The 13,818-nt window shown below is 69.9% G+C and carries 15 protein-coding genes; 4 read left to right on the plus strand and 11 right to left on the minus strand.

The genetic code is table 11. The annotated features are described in order from the left end of the window. Positions 1-8: 8 nt before the first annotated feature. The gene (locus ACAM54_RS13635; protein ID WP_369647913.1) at positions 9-734 is read right to left on the minus strand and encodes a YebC/PmpR family DNA-binding transcriptional regulator; all 726 of its coding nucleotides are present in this window, start codon (positions 732-734) and stop codon (positions 9-11) included. 117 nt (positions 735-851) lie between these two features. Between ACAM54_RS13635 and ACAM54_RS13640 the strand changes: the two genes are divergently transcribed. Genes ACAM54_RS13640 through ACAM54_RS13655 form a run of 4 tightly spaced genes read left to right on the plus strand, consistent with a single transcriptional unit; the run spans position 852 to position 4,251 of the window. Then, complete coding sequence (locus ACAM54_RS13640; protein WP_369647914.1) at positions 852-1,640, plus strand: class I SAM-dependent methyltransferase; 789 nt, start codon at positions 852-854, stop codon at positions 1,638-1,640. Between the two features lie 2 nt (positions 1,641-1,642). Continuing rightward, positions 1,643-2,674 carry a Rid family hydrolase gene (locus tag ACAM54_RS13645; protein ID WP_369647915.1) on the plus strand — a complete coding sequence of 344 codons (1,032 nt, stop codon included), beginning with the start codon at positions 1,643-1,645 and terminating at the stop codon, positions 2,672-2,674. Between the two features lie 30 nt (positions 2,675-2,704). Next, on the plus strand, positions 2,705-3,508 hold the full coding sequence (locus tag ACAM54_RS13650) for a 1-acyl-sn-glycerol-3-phosphate acyltransferase (protein ID WP_225612905.1): 804 nt from the start codon (positions 2,705-2,707) through the stop codon (positions 3,506-3,508). Next, positions 3,475-4,251: a glycosyltransferase family 2 protein gene (locus ACAM54_RS13655; RefSeq protein ID WP_369647916.1), complete on the plus strand. Its 777-nt coding sequence runs from the start codon at positions 3,475-3,477 to the stop codon at positions 4,249-4,251. Before ACAM54_RS13650 ends, ACAM54_RS13655 begins: the two co-directional genes overlap by 34 nt. Positions 4,252-4,279: 28 nt before the next feature. On the opposite strand, the gene fabG is transcribed toward ACAM54_RS13655, so the two are convergent. From fabG to ACAM54_RS13705, 10 genes are read right to left on the minus strand one after another with little or no spacing between them, the layout of a single operon-like run. After that, positions 4,280-5,011: a 3-oxoacyl-ACP reductase FabG gene (gene fabG / locus ACAM54_RS13660; RefSeq protein WP_145746640.1), complete on the minus strand. Its 732-nt coding sequence runs from the start codon at positions 5,009-5,011 to the stop codon at positions 4,280-4,282. Further along, positions 5,008-5,481 carry a hydroxymyristoyl-ACP dehydratase gene (locus ACAM54_RS13665; protein ID WP_145746639.1) on the minus strand — a complete coding sequence of 158 codons (474 nt, stop codon included), beginning with the start codon at positions 5,479-5,481 and terminating at the stop codon, positions 5,008-5,010. The genes fabG and ACAM54_RS13665 overlap by 4 nt, the downstream gene beginning before the upstream one ends. Next, on the minus strand, positions 5,478-6,263 hold the full coding sequence (locus ACAM54_RS13670) for a class I SAM-dependent methyltransferase (protein ID WP_145746638.1): 786 nt from the start codon (positions 6,261-6,263) through the stop codon (positions 5,478-5,480). Before ACAM54_RS13670 ends, ACAM54_RS13665 begins: the two co-directional genes overlap by 4 nt. Beyond that, a complete protein-coding gene (locus ACAM54_RS13675) occupies positions 6,260-7,102 on the minus strand; it encodes a polysaccharide deacetylase family protein (protein WP_145746637.1) in 843 nt (280 codons plus the stop codon). The genes ACAM54_RS13670 and ACAM54_RS13675 overlap by 4 nt, the downstream gene beginning before the upstream one ends. Then, a complete protein-coding gene (locus ACAM54_RS13680; RefSeq protein WP_369647917.1) occupies positions 7,102-9,507 on the minus strand; it encodes an MMPL family transporter in 2,406 nt (801 codons plus the stop codon). The genes ACAM54_RS13675 and ACAM54_RS13680 overlap by 1 nt, the downstream gene beginning before the upstream one ends. Continuing rightward, positions 9,504-10,142, minus strand: a complete 639-nt coding sequence (locus ACAM54_RS13685; protein ID WP_369647918.1) for a LolA-related protein — start codon at positions 10,140-10,142, stop codon at positions 9,504-9,506. The genes ACAM54_RS13680 and ACAM54_RS13685 overlap by 4 nt, the downstream gene beginning before the upstream one ends. Then, complete coding sequence (locus ACAM54_RS13690; protein WP_369647919.1) at positions 10,114-11,112, minus strand: acyl-CoA synthetase; 999 nt, start codon at positions 11,110-11,112, stop codon at positions 10,114-10,116. The genes ACAM54_RS13685 and ACAM54_RS13690 overlap by 29 nt, the downstream gene beginning before the upstream one ends. After that, a complete protein-coding gene (locus tag ACAM54_RS13695) occupies positions 11,112-12,818 on the minus strand; it encodes an AMP-binding protein (RefSeq protein WP_369647920.1) in 1,707 nt (568 codons plus the stop codon). Before ACAM54_RS13695 ends, ACAM54_RS13690 begins: the two co-directional genes overlap by 1 nt. Positions 12,819-12,834: 16 nt before the next feature. Further along, positions 12,835-13,491, minus strand: a complete 657-nt coding sequence (locus ACAM54_RS13700) for a hypothetical protein (protein WP_369647921.1) — start codon at positions 13,489-13,491, stop codon at positions 12,835-12,837. A 3-nt stretch (positions 13,492-13,494) separates the two neighbouring features. Continuing rightward, positions 13,495-13,806, minus strand: coding sequence for a phosphopantetheine-binding protein (locus tag ACAM54_RS13705; protein WP_012747776.1), 312 nt, complete (start codon positions 13,804-13,806; stop codon positions 13,495-13,497). Between the last annotated feature and the right edge of the window lie 12 nt (positions 13,807-13,818).

The following is a 13,818-nucleotide window of genomic DNA, read 5'->3' on the forward strand; positions in this document are numbered from 1 at the left end:
ATAGTCATTCATTCGGAAAGCGCGGCGTTGTGATAGACCTCCTGGACATCGTCCAGGTCTTCGAGCACATCGAGCAGCTTCTGCATCCTGGCCGCGTCTTCGCCGGCGATTTCGACCGTGTTTTCGGCCCGCATGGTGACCTCGGCCACCTCGGGCTTGAGGCCGGCGGCTTCGAGCGCATTCTTGACGGCTTCGAAATCGGCAACCGCGGTGATCACCTCGATGGCACCGTCGTCATCGGTGACCACGTCCTCGGCGCCGGCTTCGAGCGCGGCTTCCATCACCTTGTCTTCATTGGTGCCCGGGGCGAAGATGATCTGGCCGCAATGCTTGAACTGGAAGGCCACCGAGCCTTCGGTGCCCATGTTGCCGCCGTGCTTGGAGAAGGCGTGGCGCACTTCGGCCACGGTGCGCACGCGGTTGTCGGTCATGGTGTCGACGATGATCGCCGCGCCGCCGATGCCGTACCCTTCGTAACGAATTTCTTCGTAATTGACGCCTTCGAGGTTGCCGGTGGCCTTGTCGATGTTGCGCTTGACGGTGTCGATCGGCAGGTTGACCGCCTTGGCCTTCTCGACCGCCAGCCGCAGCCGCGGGTTGGCGCTGAGGTCACCCCCGCCGGCGCGGGCAGCCACGGTGATTTCACGGATGGCGCGGGTCCAGAGCTTGCCGCGCTTCTCGTCCTGGCGGCCCTTCCGGTGCTGAATGTTTGCCCATTTGCTGTGTCCGGCCATGGCTTTCTATCTCGCTGTCTTGTGTTTTCAAAGCAAGCTCCGAGTTTACTGTCCGGCGCGCACAACGGCCGGCGCGCCAGCGCCAAAGCGGCAAGGTCTTTTGGTGATAATCCTTCGATGACGCCATCGCCTTCCGTCGGGCCCGGGAATCCGACCATCCTGCCGCCGCACACCCCATTGCCGCTGTACTACAAGAACGAGGCGGAGCACCAGGCGTTCCTGCGGCGGATCTTCGACAGCACCGCCGCCGACTACGACCGCATCGAGAGCGTGCTGGCCTTCGGCACCGGGCCGTCGTACCGCCGCGCCGCCCTCTCGCAGGCCGGGCTTGCGCCGGGCGCGCAGGTGCTCGACGTCGGCATCGGCACCGGGCTGGTCGCCCGCGAGGCGCTCAGGATCATCGGCCCCAAGGGCAAGCTGGTCGGCGTCGACCCCAGCGTGGGCATGATGGAGCAGGTCGACCTGCCGGGCGTCGAGCTGGTCCAGGGCGTGGCCGAAGCGCTGCCCCGGCCGGATGCCAGCTGCGATTTCGTGAGCATGGGCTACGCCATGCGCCACATCAGCGACGTGGCGGCCGCGTTCGGCGAATTCCACCGCGTGCTGCGCCCCGGCGGCCGCCTGGTGGTGCTCGAAATCACCAAGCCGAACGGCCGCATCGCCACGGCCCTGCTCAAGGGCTACATGCGCGCCGTGGTGCCGCTGATCGCGCGGGTGGTCGGCCGCCGCAGCAACACCTCGGAACTGTGGCGCTATTACTGGGACACCATCGAAGCCTGCATTCCGCCGGATCGCGTGCTGGAGGCATTGCGCGCCGCGGGCTTCACCGACGTGCGCCGCCAGGCGAGCCTTGGCGTGTTCTCCGAGTACATGGCGCGCAAGCCAGAAAACACCATCGAGGCCGGCTGACCGTGCGAGTCCAGGGCGAAACCCCCTCCTCTCTGCGCGTCGAGCGCCTTTCGCTGCCGGCCAGCCTTGCGCTGGCCGCCAACGGCAACGCGCCTTTTGCGGCACTCGGCTACGGTACGCCGCATGAACTGGCATGGATGCCGACCGTCAATGCGCGCGTTCTTTCCGGACAGGGCGCGATGGCGGACGTGTGGCACGTGACCGGCGGGCGAGTCGAATCGGGCACCACCGGCATCGCCCGCTGGCGCAGCGACGGCCAGTGGCTGCTCGGCGCCATCGACCTCGACGAATCGGTCGAGAAGCAGGATCTTGCCGAGCTCTCGCATCGCGCCTACCGCGACCTGTTCAAAACCCTCGACCAGGCCGGCGCGCCGCACCTGCTGCGCATCTGGAACTACCTGCCGCAGATCAATGCCGACGGCGGCGGGCTGGAGCGCTACCGCCAGTTCAACCTCGGGCGCCAGGAAGCCTTCTTCGAGGCCGGCCGTGCCGCCTTCGAGGGTGCGCCCGCGGCGTGTGCGCTGGGCATCCACCAGGGCGCGCTGTCGATCCGCTTCCTGGCCGGCCAGGCCGCGCCCCGGCCGGTCGAAAACCCGCGCCAGGTCTCGGCCTACCGCTACCCTGAGACCTACGGCCCGCGCTCACCCACCTTCTCGCGCGCCGCTCTGGCCGAGATCGGCAATGGCGACGTGGCGCTTTTCATATCGGGCACCGCGAGCATCGTGGGCCATGAAACCGTGCACCATGGCGACGTGCTGGAGCAGACGCGCGAAACGCTGCGCAACCTCGAAGCCGTGATCGCGGCCGCCAACAACCAGGCCACGGCCGCCTTCGCGCTCGCCATGCTCGACTGCGTGGTCTACGTGCGGCATCCGGCCGATACCGACAAGGTGCGCGGCGTGCTCCAGAGCGCGCTCGGTGCCGACGCGCCGATGATCCGCCACGCGGTCTACCTGGAAGCGGACATCTGCCGCAGCGACCTGCTGGTCGAGATCGAAGCCCACGCCGTCGCCCCGGGTCGCCTGCGGGCCTGACCCGGCGCGATCGATCGGACCGGCAACCCCATGTCGATGAACCGCGTGCTGCGCATTCTCACGGCCATTCCGCTTGCGTTGATGCTCTACGCGCTGCTGCTTTTCCTGGGGCTGATCTCGCTGGCCTGGAACCTGGTGGCAATGCTGCTCTACCCGGTGATGCCCGAGGCGCCTGCGCGCACGCTGGGCCGCCTGACCATCGCCTTCGCCTACCGCATGTTCTGGGGCCTGGCCTCGGTGACCGGGATGATGCGCATCGACGCCAGCTGCCTCGACCCGATGCGCAACGAGCCGGGCGTGATCTTCGTGGCCAACCACCCGACCATGCTCGACGCGCTGCTGCTGGTGGCGCGGCTGCCGCGCAGCGCCTGCATCATGAAGGCCGATCTGCTGCGCAACATCTTCCTGGGCGCGGGGGCGCGGCTGGCGCGCTACATCAGCAACGAATCGGCCCGCACCATGGTGCGCCTGGCGGTGGCCGACCTGCGCAACGGCGGCCAGCTGGTGATCTTTCCGGAAGGCACGCGCACCGTGACGCCGCCGCTCAACCCCTTCGGCCCCGGCGTGACGCTGATCGCCAAGCTCGCGCAAGCGCCGATCCAGACCGTGTTCATCGAGACCGACTCGCCCTACCTGAGCAAGGGCTGGCCGCTGTGGCGCGTGCCGCCGCTGCCCATCGTCTTCAGGCTCCGGCTGGGCCAGCGCTTCGCGCCCATGCAGGACAGCCACGTGCTGCAATCGGAGCTGGAACAATACTTTCGCCAACACATGGAACAGCGCGCCACCGACGCGTCCCCCGCATGCCAGACGCCTCGCGCACACACCTTGTCCTGATCCCCAGCTACAACACGGGCGAACGCCTGTTCTCCACGGTCGAAGCAGCGCGCGCGCAGTGGAACCCGGTCTGGGTGGTGGTGGACGGCAGCACCGACGGCACGGGCGAGCGCCTGCAGCAGATGGCCGCCGGCGACCCGGGCCTGCGGGTCTGGCTGCTGCCGCAGAACCAGGGCAAGGGTGCGGCCGTGCTGCATGGCCTGCGTGCGGCGCGCGAGGCCGGCTTCACGCACGCGCTGACCATGGATTCGGACGGCCAGCATCCGGCCGACCTGATTCCTGCCTTCATGAACGCATCGAAGGCGCGGCTCGAGACCATGGTGCTGGGCCGGCCGGTGTTCGATGCCTCCGCCCCGCTGCTGCGCGTGCGCGGACGGCGCGTGTCGAACGGCTGGACCCAGCTCGAGACCCTGTTTGCGGGCGTCGGCGATTCGCTTTACGGATTCCGCGTGTACCCGGTGGCCGACCTGATCGCCGTGATGGCGCGGCAGCCGTGGATGCGGCGCTTCGACTTCGACACCGAAGCCGTCGTGCGGCTCGCCTGGCGCGGCGTCAAGCCCGTGAACATCGACGCGCCGGTGAAGTACCTGACCGCCGAGGAAGGCGGGGTGTCGCACTTTCGCTATGGGCGCGACAACGTGCTGCTGACGTGGATGCACGCGCGCCTGATGGTCGAATTCGTGTTGCGCCTGCCCGGACTACTTTGGCGCAAGGCCCGGCGCCTGCCCCCCTTCCAGGCCTGACGAACGCGAAGCTTGATGAGTGCGGCGGCTAGATCATCCCGCCATTGATCGAGATCACCTGCCCCGTGATGTAGGCCGCCTCGTCGCTGGCCAGGAACGATGCCAGCGCCGCCACTTCCTGCGGCGTGCCGGCGCGCTTCATCGGCACCATCTGGTTGACCATGGCGGGGTCGAAGGCCGCATCGGCCATCGGCGAGGCGATGATGCCGGGCGCAATGGCGTTGACGGTCACGCCGCGCGATGCCACTTCGAGCGACAGCGCCTTGGTCGCGCTGTTGAGCGCCCCCTTGGCGGCGGCATAGTTGACCTGCCCGCGGTTGCCCGTCAGCGCCGAAACGGACGAAATATTGAGAACGCGCCCCCAGCGGGTGCGCATCATCGGCAGCAGCAAGGGCTGCGTCACGCGGAAGAATCCGTTGAGCGAGACGTCGATGACCTTGTGCCACTGGTCGGCGCGCATGCCGGGCAGCACGGCGTCGTCGTGCACGCCGGCGTTGTTGACGACGATCTGGACCGGCCCGCCTTCGAGCATGCGCTCGCACGCCACGCGGCAGGCATCGTCGCTGCGCAGGTCGAACACATGGCATTCGGCCTTGCCGCCCGCAGCTGCAATGGCGGCCGCCAGTTGCTCCACCGCTTCGGGGCGCGAGTTGGCGTGCAGCAGCACCGTGGCGCCATCGCGCGCCAGGCGCTCGGCCATGGCGGCGCCCAAGGCACCGCTGGCGCCGGTGATCAGTGCGCGTTTTCCTTCGAGCGTCATGGTGCGTGGGCTCCGGTTGCCAGCGGCGTATTCAGCACCACCACCGCGCGGCCTTCGGCCAGCACGCGGGCGCCGCTGTCGCTCACCGCGAATTCGTAGAGGATCTGGTTGGTGTCGCCCGACAGGCGGCGCGCCTGCACCTGCAGCGCACCGTCGATGTCGTCGAGCCGCACCACCGACAGGCGCACGTTGCGTGCGCTTGCGAGGAAGCCGGCCGACGGCGCGCTTCCCTCGGCAGCCAGCAGACCGCCGTGCAGCGCCATGGCTTGCGCCGCGTATTCGATGGCGTTGGGCGCGAGCAGGCCGCCCGCGGTTCGCAGCGGGTTGTCCGGCAGCGCATGCGTGCGGGTGCTGCACTGAATGGACTCGGCATCCCAGCCTTCGAGCCGGTCGAGCAGGCACATGCTGCCGCTGTGCGGAATGCGCTCGGCAATGCCGGCGCGGTCGAGCGTCTGCGCAGCCCTGGTCACGCGCGGCGCTCCAGGTCGGCCACCAGCAGCACGTTGGCAAAGGGCGTTCCTTTGCTCATCGGAATGCTCTGGACGCGAAAGTCCAGCCGCTGCAGCGCCGCCACCCAGTCGGACAGCGGCCGACCCCAGGTGGGCGACACCTTGTGGCCGCGGATGCGCGTCACGGTGCGGTCGACCCACTGGCTGATGGCGAAGCCACGCTTGCTCGATGCATCGCCCACGCGCAGCAGCAGCCGGGCGTTCGCATTGCCGCCGCGCCGAAGCGCGTCGTGCACGCGCCGCAAGACGCCGTCCTGTGCTTCGATGCCCACGTAGTGCAGCACGTCGAGAATCACGACCAGGTCGCATTCGGGCAGCGGCACCGAGCACATGTCGGCGCAGACCAGCCGCGGCGCCGGCTGCAGATGCCCGATGGAAGCCTCGGCGCGCGCCACGTCCTTGGGCATCAGCTCGATGCCCGTGTAGTCAGCGGCTGGCGGCGTGGGCTTCCACGACGAGGGCCATCGGCCGTGCGCCTGCATGCGGCTCATCGATGCGAGCAGGCTCGCGAAGAGCCCCTGCCCGCAGCCGATGTCGACCACGCGGCGGTGCGCCGCATCGATCAGCCCGCGTTCGAGCAGCCCGCGGAACACCGGATCGCGTCCCAGCTTGCCGCGCGCGAAATGCCAGGCGAAGCTGCCGCCCTTCTTGTAGGGAACGGTGGCGGCCTCGTGAAGCTCGCGCCAGGCGGCATCGGTGGAAGAAGGTGCCGATGATGAAGAAGAAGGCAGCACCGCACTCATGATCCAAGGCCTTCCGGCAGGGTGACGGCGTGCAGGCGCTCGGCGCGCAGGCGTTCGAAAAGCAAGGGCAATACCTCCAGCAATACAGGGTTTCCCAAAGGGGTGCGCGCGGCGTTGCCGTCGTGCAGAAGCAGGATGTCGCGCGCCTGCAGCTTGCGGCCCAGGCGCGCCATGACCTTGGCGGGATCGCCTTCGCGTGTGTCGAAGCCGCGGCGCGTCCAGCTCACGAGCGACAGGCCCAGCCGGTGCAGCACCGGCTCGAGGAATGGATTGCGCAGGCCCGCCGGCGCGCGGAAGCAGGTCGGGCGCTGGCCGGTGGTGTCGGCCAGGATGTCCTGCGCGCGCGCGATCTCGCTCGCGAAGCCGCGCGGCCCGAGGAATGAAAAATTGTGCCGGTGCCGCGCCGTGTGGTTCTGGATGCTGTGGCCCCGCGCCACGATCTCGCGCGCCAGCGCCGGGTGAGCCAGCGCGCGCTCGGCAATGCAGAAGAAGGTGGCGCGCTGGCCATGTGCGTCCAGCAGGTCGAGCACCCGGGGCGTGACCTCGGGATCGGGCCCGTCGTCGATGGTGATGGCCACCTGGCGCCGGGCACCGGCGGCTTCGGGCAGGCGCGTGACATTGGGGCCCAGCAGGCTGCTGCGCGGCGTGAGCCCCGCGCCGGTGATCAGCGCGTGGTTCAGCGCAATCGCGCCGATCGCCCAGGGCATGGCGCCCGGCACCATGGCGCCGGCACCGATGGCCGCCACGTGCCAGGCCGCGCTGGCACGAATGGCAAGCGGCCAGGGCCAGGATTCGGTCGGAGCGGCAGAGGCGGACGGCATGGCGCGGGATTTTCCCATCAGCCGCGCCCGGGCGGCGTGGGCGCCACGCGGCGTGCGAACGCGGCCGACAGCAGCAATGCCAGCAAGGCGCCCGGCGCCACCACGCGGCCGATCGACGACAGCGCCGGAATGTCCGAGATCGCGATCAGCCCGAAGGACACCACCGTGGTCAGGTTGGCCAGCATCAGCGACGCCAGCGTGTCCTCGTCGGCCCGCCCGGCCACGCGCAGCTGGTCGAAGAACAGCGCGTAGTTGGAGCCCACCGCCACGATCAGCAGCAGCCCCACCAGGTGCAGGATGCCCAGCGGCACCTGCAGCACGGCCATGCCGCCCAGGGTGAGCACCACCGCGAAGACCAGCGGCTGGCACACCGCGAGGAGGCGCCGGCCCGAGCGCAGGTAGATGCCGAGCAGCACCACCACCGCCAGCGCGCCGAGCAGCACCTGCACGAAGGCCTCGTGCAGGTAGCGCTGGTAGAGCCCCGCGAGTTCGCGGCCCACATCGACCACCTGCACCTCGGGCACACCCGCCAGCGCCGCTTCGAGCCGGCGCGCGTCGAACTTCGCCCCGGGGTGCAGCACCACCAGCGTCGACCAGCCGCCGCCGGGGCGCTGGTACATGAGCGTGTTGACGACCGAACCGAGCGGGCCGTCCGCCAGGTCGACGCGCCGCACGGGCGCGAGCTTGCGCGCGGCTTCGACATCGGCCAGGAAGGGCCCGAGGCGTGCGGCCGGCAGCGGCGAGCCCTGCGTGGCCTCGGCCAGCCGGGTGCGCAGCGTGTCGCCGTCGGGCAGGCTGGCGAGCCGGGCCGATTGGGTCGCGATGCTCGGCAATATGCGCGTCACGGCCTCGAAGCCGCCGAGCTCGCCCTTGTCGACCAGTGCCTCGAGCCGCGCGGTGGCGGCTTCGGTGTTGCGCAGTGCGCTTTCTTCATCGGCGCCGTAGACCACGACCAGCGTGCCGCCGTCACCGGTGCCGATGTCGGCGCGCAGCATCTCGTCGAGCTGCTGGGCCGACTTGGGCACCGGGCTCATGGCGCCGAGGTCGGCGCGCCACAGATGGCCGCCCTGCCAGATGACCAGCACCAGCGCTGCCACGCCGAGCCCGGCGAGCACCCAGCGCAGGTGCGGCAGGCCGCGCACCAGCACGCCGGCCGCGTGCGCCATGTACCGGCGCATGCCCATGCCGGTGGCGCCATCGGGTGCGAGCACGGGCAATGCGTAGCGCGTGGCCAGCGCCGCGGCCACGAGCCCTGCGATGGAGAACACGCCCAGCTGCGCCAGACCCGGGAAGCCCGAGAACACCAGCGCCGCGAAGCCGCACACCGAGGTCAGCAGCCCGAGCCGCACGGTGGGCCAGTGCACCTCGCGCCAGCGCGCCCAGCCGGTGCCGGCCACGGCCGCGCCGCGCGCCTGGATCAGGTAGTAGATGGCGTAGTCGACGGTCTCGCCGATCAGCGTGCTGCCGAAGCCCAGCGTCATGCCGTGCACCGAGCCGAACACCACGCTGACCGCCGCGGTCCCCACCACCACGCCGGTGGCCACGGGCAGGAAGGCGATGACCAGCGCGCGCGGCGACGCAAAGGCCAGCAGCAGCAGGCCGCCCATCACGATGCCGCCCACGATCGCGAGGTGGATCGCCTCGGTCTTGATCTTGTCGCGGCTCAGCACCGAGAACACGGGCGGGCCGCTCAGCAGCAGCTTCGGCCGGGTGGCTTCGTCCATGCCGCGCGTGGCGGTGTCGAAAGCCGCATGCACGCTTGCAATGGCCTTCGACTGGGCATCGAGATCGCTGCCCGCCGCACGCGTGGTGGCGATCATGAGCGCGCGCGGCGCGCTGCGCGACATCCAGACGCCGTCTTCGCTGCGCGGTGCGCTGGCCGGCGTCAGCTCCACGGCAATGCGCTGGGTCTCGCCGGTGGGATCGCGGTCGAGCAAGGGTTTGATCGCGTTGCCGGCCGGCGTGCCCAGCATCGACAGCGTTTCGTAGATCGCGTCGCGCAGGCCTTCGGCGGTGAAATGTTCGGGCCTCACGCCCGGCGAAAGCTGGTAGCGGTGCGCGAAGACCCAGGTGCCGGCCTCGCTCCAGTCGCCGGTGTCGCCGTTCTGGATCAGGTCGAACAGCCGGCTCTCGCGCATGGACCTGGCCACCGCGCGCGACACGGCCGCGCGCTGCTGCGCGCTCGCGCCGCCCTCGATGCCGAGCATCAGCGTGCGCGATGCCACGCCGCTTTGCAGCTGCTCGATGAGCACCTGCTGCCGCGCGTCGGGGCTCTTGGGCAGGAAAGCGGAAAGGTCTGCGCTGAACTGCGTGCGCGCGATCTGCAGTGCGCCGCCGAGCAGCACCAGTGCCCAGGCCAGCAGCACCAGTGCCCGGCGCTGCCAGTCCGGCGGCCCTTCCCCCGCGGTCCCGCGCGCCCTCACGGCGTGGTGCGCCCGGCAGCGCCCGAAGGCACGGTGGGTGCGGCGCTTTGGCGCTCGGGCGTGATACTCATCACCGAGCGGTCGCCGCCGACGAACTCCATTTCAAGGCCCAGCACTTCGCTGGCGCGGCCGCTGATGCGGATGCTGCGCACCTGGGCCGCGAGCCGGCTGTCGGCCGGCACAAGATCGAGCGTCCAGTTGGCGGCCGAGCCGCCCACCGTGCTGCGGAAATAGCGCTGCAGCGTGGCGCCGTCGCCGCTCAGTGTGCCGCGCATGGCTTCGACCAGGCCGAGCAACTCGGGCATGCTGTCGAGCGTGAGGGTGCGGTTGCGGCCGCCGCGCGAGAGCGTCAGCGTGTTGCCTTCGACCGCCATGGTCTCCACACGCGGCGACAAGGTGCGCCGCACCAGCTTGTCGGGCGCATCGAAGCTCAGCGTGCCGCGCGCGTCGAGCGGGCCTTCGAGGCCGTGCACGAAGCGCTGCTCGGTGAAGCGGGCCTCGCCGCCCTTCTGCTTGGCAAGCAGCCCCATCAGGTCGGGCAGGTCGAAGGCCCACGCCGGCGCGGCGCAACAGGCCAGTGCCAGCAGCAGGCTCCTGCAAAGCCAGTCAAACCGAATCTTCGAGCCAGAAATCATGAAAGTTGAACCAGTTGTAGGGATGCGCGCGGCACAGGGCATCGAGGCGCGCCACGTAGGCTTCGACCGCCGCGCGGATGCGGCGTTCCCGCTCGGCGGGATCGGATGCCCGCTCGCTGAAGTCGGCCAGAAGGTCGAACCGGACATCGTAGCGCGCACCGCCGCCATAGAGCCCGGCCATGAAGAACACCTTGCGCCGCAGCAGCGCCGCCAGGCGGAACGGGCCGTCGTTGAAACTCGCCGGCTGCCCCAGGAACGGCAGCACGATGTTGTTGCCGCGCTGCTGCGCGGGCTGATCCTCGCTGCCCGGCAGGGTGCGGTCGACCAGCATGCCGCCGAGCCCGCCGCCGTCGAGCCAGTCTCGCAGCGCAAGCATCGAATGAGGGCGGCCGAGCGCGATCACGTGGGGCCGCAGCTCGGGCAGGCTGATCGCGTTGAGGATGGCCGTGATGCGCTGCGCATTGTCCGGATACATCAGCATCGCAAGCCGCAGTTCGTGCTTGTGCCGGCTGTTGTGCTTGCAGGCGCCCAGGGCCTCGAAGCTGCCGACGTGCGCGCCGAGCAGGAAGGCGCCGCGCCCTTTCAGTGCCTCGGCCTCGAGCGCCTGGTTGCCCTCGACCCTGACATCGAACAGGTCCATGCGTCCGCGCAGGAAGTACACGCGGTCGAGCACCGTCGATGCGAAGGCATGCAGCAGGCGGTAGCCGTCGAGCCAGCCGGCATGCGGGCCGATGGCCCTGAACAGGTAGCGCTTGATGTGGCGCCGCGGCGCGGGAGCGAACAGCAGGAAGTACAGGCTGATCGGCGGCAGCAGCAGGCGCGTGATGCGGCGCCCGCACACCAGTGCCATCAGGCAGATGAAGCGCAGCGCCAGCATGTTGCTGCGTTCGGGAGCGTGCGCCCAGTCGCCGCGCTGGCCTGCCTGCGCCGCGTCTTTCACGGCGCGCGTCTCGGCGTCGGTGTGGTTCATCACGCAGACTCTGGCACGGCGGCCCAGCGGCCGGTGACAGCCAGCACGCCGTCGCAGCGCACGTCGAAGCGCACGCCGCGCGCGGCGCCGGACTCGGGCTGCAGTTCGATGGAGAGCATGCTGCCCGGCCGCACGGGCGCCAGGAACTTGGCGGCCGCGAGCGTGGGATGGGTGCCCAGCCGGGCGACCAGCGCCGGCACGCGCTGCACGGCTTCCATGACCTCGGCCAGTATCAGCGCTCCCGGCAGCAGCGGCTGGCCGGGGAAGTGCCCCGCGAACGCCGGGTGATCAACGGGCACCGCATGGGCCAGCTGCACCGGCGTGTCGTCTTCCGCCAGCTGCGCGAGCGCGAATTCGCGCAGCGCACGCGCCGTGAGCTTGCCGGTGCCTTCGCGCGGAAAGGCCTTCACCTGCACCACGCGGCGCGGCACGAACACCGGCTCCAGCCGCTGGCGCAGCGCGGCAATGATCTGGCCGGCCGAGAGCGTGGGCGCCACCACGAAGGCCACGGGGCGCACCACGCCGTCGGCCACTTCGTCGGGCAGCCAGAACGCGCCGTCCTCGACGCCCGCGATGCTGTTGAGGTGGTAGTTCAGATGCGCGAGCGAGCTGCGCCGGCCCGCGACATGGATCAGGTCGTTGGCGCGGCCCAGCAGCCGGAAGCGGCGCGCGTCGAGCAGTTCGAGCACGTCGGCCATCGGCGTGGGCTCGGGCAGGAAGTCGCCGCTGAAGATGAAGCGCTCGGGCCCGTCGCCCTCACCTGCTTCGGCATGCACGCGGATCTCGCCGAAGGTGTCCCAGACTTCGCTCTGCGTGGTGCGGCGGGTGGCGACCTGGCCGGATTCGGTGCTGCCGTAGATCTCGATCAATACGCCGCCGAGCGCCTGCTCGGCCTGGGCCGCGAGCTGCGGCGAAAGCGGCGCGGTGGCGGAAAGCACCAGGTCGACCGGCGGCAGCTCGATGCCCGAGAGCAGCAGCGTCTTCAGGTGGAAAGGCGTGGTGACCAGCGCGCGCGGCCGCGGCACCGAGGCCAGCGTCTTGGCCACGTCGGCCGGAAAGAACGGCCGTCCGCTGTCGAATGCAGCACCGCCGAGCATGGCCAGCAGCGCCGACGACTCCAGCCCGTAGCTGTGCTGCACAGGCACGGTCGCAACCAGCGTCAGGCCGGCGAGCGATGGGAGGCCGAGCAGGCTGGAGAGCCGTTCCACGGCCACCGCGACATCGCCGACCAGCGTGTCCCAGCGCTTGGCATGCGGCTGCGGCGCGCCGGTGGAGCCGGAGGTCAGCAGGCTCACGGCATGCATGGCGCCGTCGATGGCCGGAACCTCGACGCCGGCCCCTTCGGAACCACACCGGTATTCGACCAGCAGGCGCGGCATGCCGGGCGTGGCGAGCGCGGCATCATCGATCAGGGCAAAAAGATTCGAGCCGCCGGATTCGAGCAGGCGCGCGAGCGTGTCGGGCCGCGCGTCGGGCGGCAGCAGGCTCGCATGGCCACGCACCAGCGCAGCCGCCAGGCCGACCGCAAACGCATAGCGGTCGACACAGAGATTGACCGCCCTGCCCTCGGCAGGCAGCGTCGGCGCGAAGCGGGCCACGTCGGCCAGGAACTGGCGCGTGCTCACGGGCACGCCGGCGCGCCAGGCCAGCGGTGCATCGAGGTCCCGATGGGCGATCAGCGGCAGCAGGCGGGTATCGGTGCTCACGCGGTCGGCCTCTGCTTCAATGGCTGCCGCTGCCGCTGCCGCTGCCGTGGTCGACGGGCGAAGCGCCCTGGAAGGCGCGCACCGCATCGATGAGCCGCGTGCGCTCGAACTCGGGGTGCAGCCGGTAGCGCACCAGGTGCTCGCCCACGAAAAGAAGCGTGACCGACAGCGGCGTCAGCACGTTCGCGAGCAGCGACCAGGCCGAAAAAGGCAGCGTCAGGTACACCACGATCGACGACACCACCACCAGCGCGAAATACACGGTCCAGATGCGCGTGAGCGTCGTCGTGTAGGCCAGCATGTGGCCCTTGAGCGGATGCACGCGCTGCGCGAACTGCGTGATCAGCGGCAGGCCGGGGCCGCGCAGCGAGGCGCCGAACCAGCCGCACAGGAGGCCGTTGATGGCGACATGCTGGAACACGTAGAGCCGGTTGGTGTCGCCCGCCTCACCCAGGAACACGAGCGCAAAGCCCCCGATGCCCAGCAGCAGGGCCGCGGCAAAACCCCAGCGGCCGAACTTGCTCGCGGCGAAGCCCATGGCGGCCAGCCACAGCGGGCCGAGCAGCACCACCACGGCCCACGGCTCGGTGGGGTGGAACAGCATCATCCAGTGGGAGAGGCCGGCATAGGCCACTCCCACCAGCAGCAGGAGCGCCAGTCGCCATCGAGACATGGATCAGGAAGCGCTGCGATGCTGGGCGACGTGGGTCGCGAGCGTGCGCAGCGACTGGAAGATCTGCTGATTGCGCTCATCGTCCGAGCGCAGCTGGAAGCCGTAGCGCCGGGACACTTCGAGCGCGACTTCGAGGATGTCGATGGAGTCGAGGCCCAGGCCTTCGCCATACAGCGGATCGGTGGGCACGATGTCCTCGGGCGCGACTTCGAGATTGAGCGCGTTCACCAGCAGGACGGCCAACTCTTTTTCAATCGGCGACTGTTCAGGTGAATCGCCGGCGGCGGGAATGGGGGGCTGAGCAGTCGATGACAAGAAAACCTCCTG

This window comes from Variovorax sp. V93, from assembly GCF_041154485.1.
Taxonomy (GTDB): Bacteria; Pseudomonadota; Gammaproteobacteria; order Burkholderiales; family Burkholderiaceae_C; genus Variovorax; species Variovorax beijingensis_A.

Excerpts from the sequence above, each read along its gene's own strand:
- ACAM54_RS13635 (WP_369647913.1), bottom strand. The coding sequence starts at position 734 with ATGGCCGGACACAGCAAATGGGCAAACATTCAGCACCGGAAGGGCCGC.
- ACAM54_RS13640 (WP_369647914.1), top strand. The coding sequence starts at position 852 with ATGACGCCATCGCCTTCCGTCGGGCCCGGGAATCCGACCATCCTGCCG.
- ACAM54_RS13650 (WP_225612905.1), top strand. The coding sequence starts at position 2,705 with ATGTCGATGAACCGCGTGCTGCGCATTCTCACGGCCATTCCGCTTGCG.
- ACAM54_RS13655 (WP_369647916.1), top strand. The coding sequence starts at position 3,475 with ATGCCAGACGCCTCGCGCACACACCTTGTCCTGATCCCCAGCTACAAC.
- fabG (WP_145746640.1), bottom strand. The coding sequence starts at position 5,011 with ATGACGCTCGAAGGAAAACGCGCACTGATCACCGGCGCCAGCGGTGCC.
- ACAM54_RS13670 (WP_145746638.1), bottom strand. The coding sequence starts at position 6,263 with ATGAGTGCGGTGCTGCCTTCTTCTTCATCATCGGCACCTTCTTCCACC.
- ACAM54_RS13675 (WP_145746637.1), bottom strand. The coding sequence starts at position 7,102 with ATGGGAAAATCCCGCGCCATGCCGTCCGCCTCTGCCGCTCCGACCGAA.
- ACAM54_RS13685 (WP_369647918.1), bottom strand. The coding sequence starts at position 10,142 with ATGATTTCTGGCTCGAAGATTCGGTTTGACTGGCTTTGCAGGAGCCTG.
- ACAM54_RS13690 (WP_369647919.1), bottom strand. The coding sequence starts at position 11,112 with ATGAACCACACCGACGCCGAGACGCGCGCCGTGAAAGACGCGGCGCAG.
- ACAM54_RS13700 (WP_369647921.1), bottom strand. The coding sequence starts at position 13,491 with ATGTCTCGATGGCGACTGGCGCTCCTGCTGCTGGTGGGAGTGGCCTAT.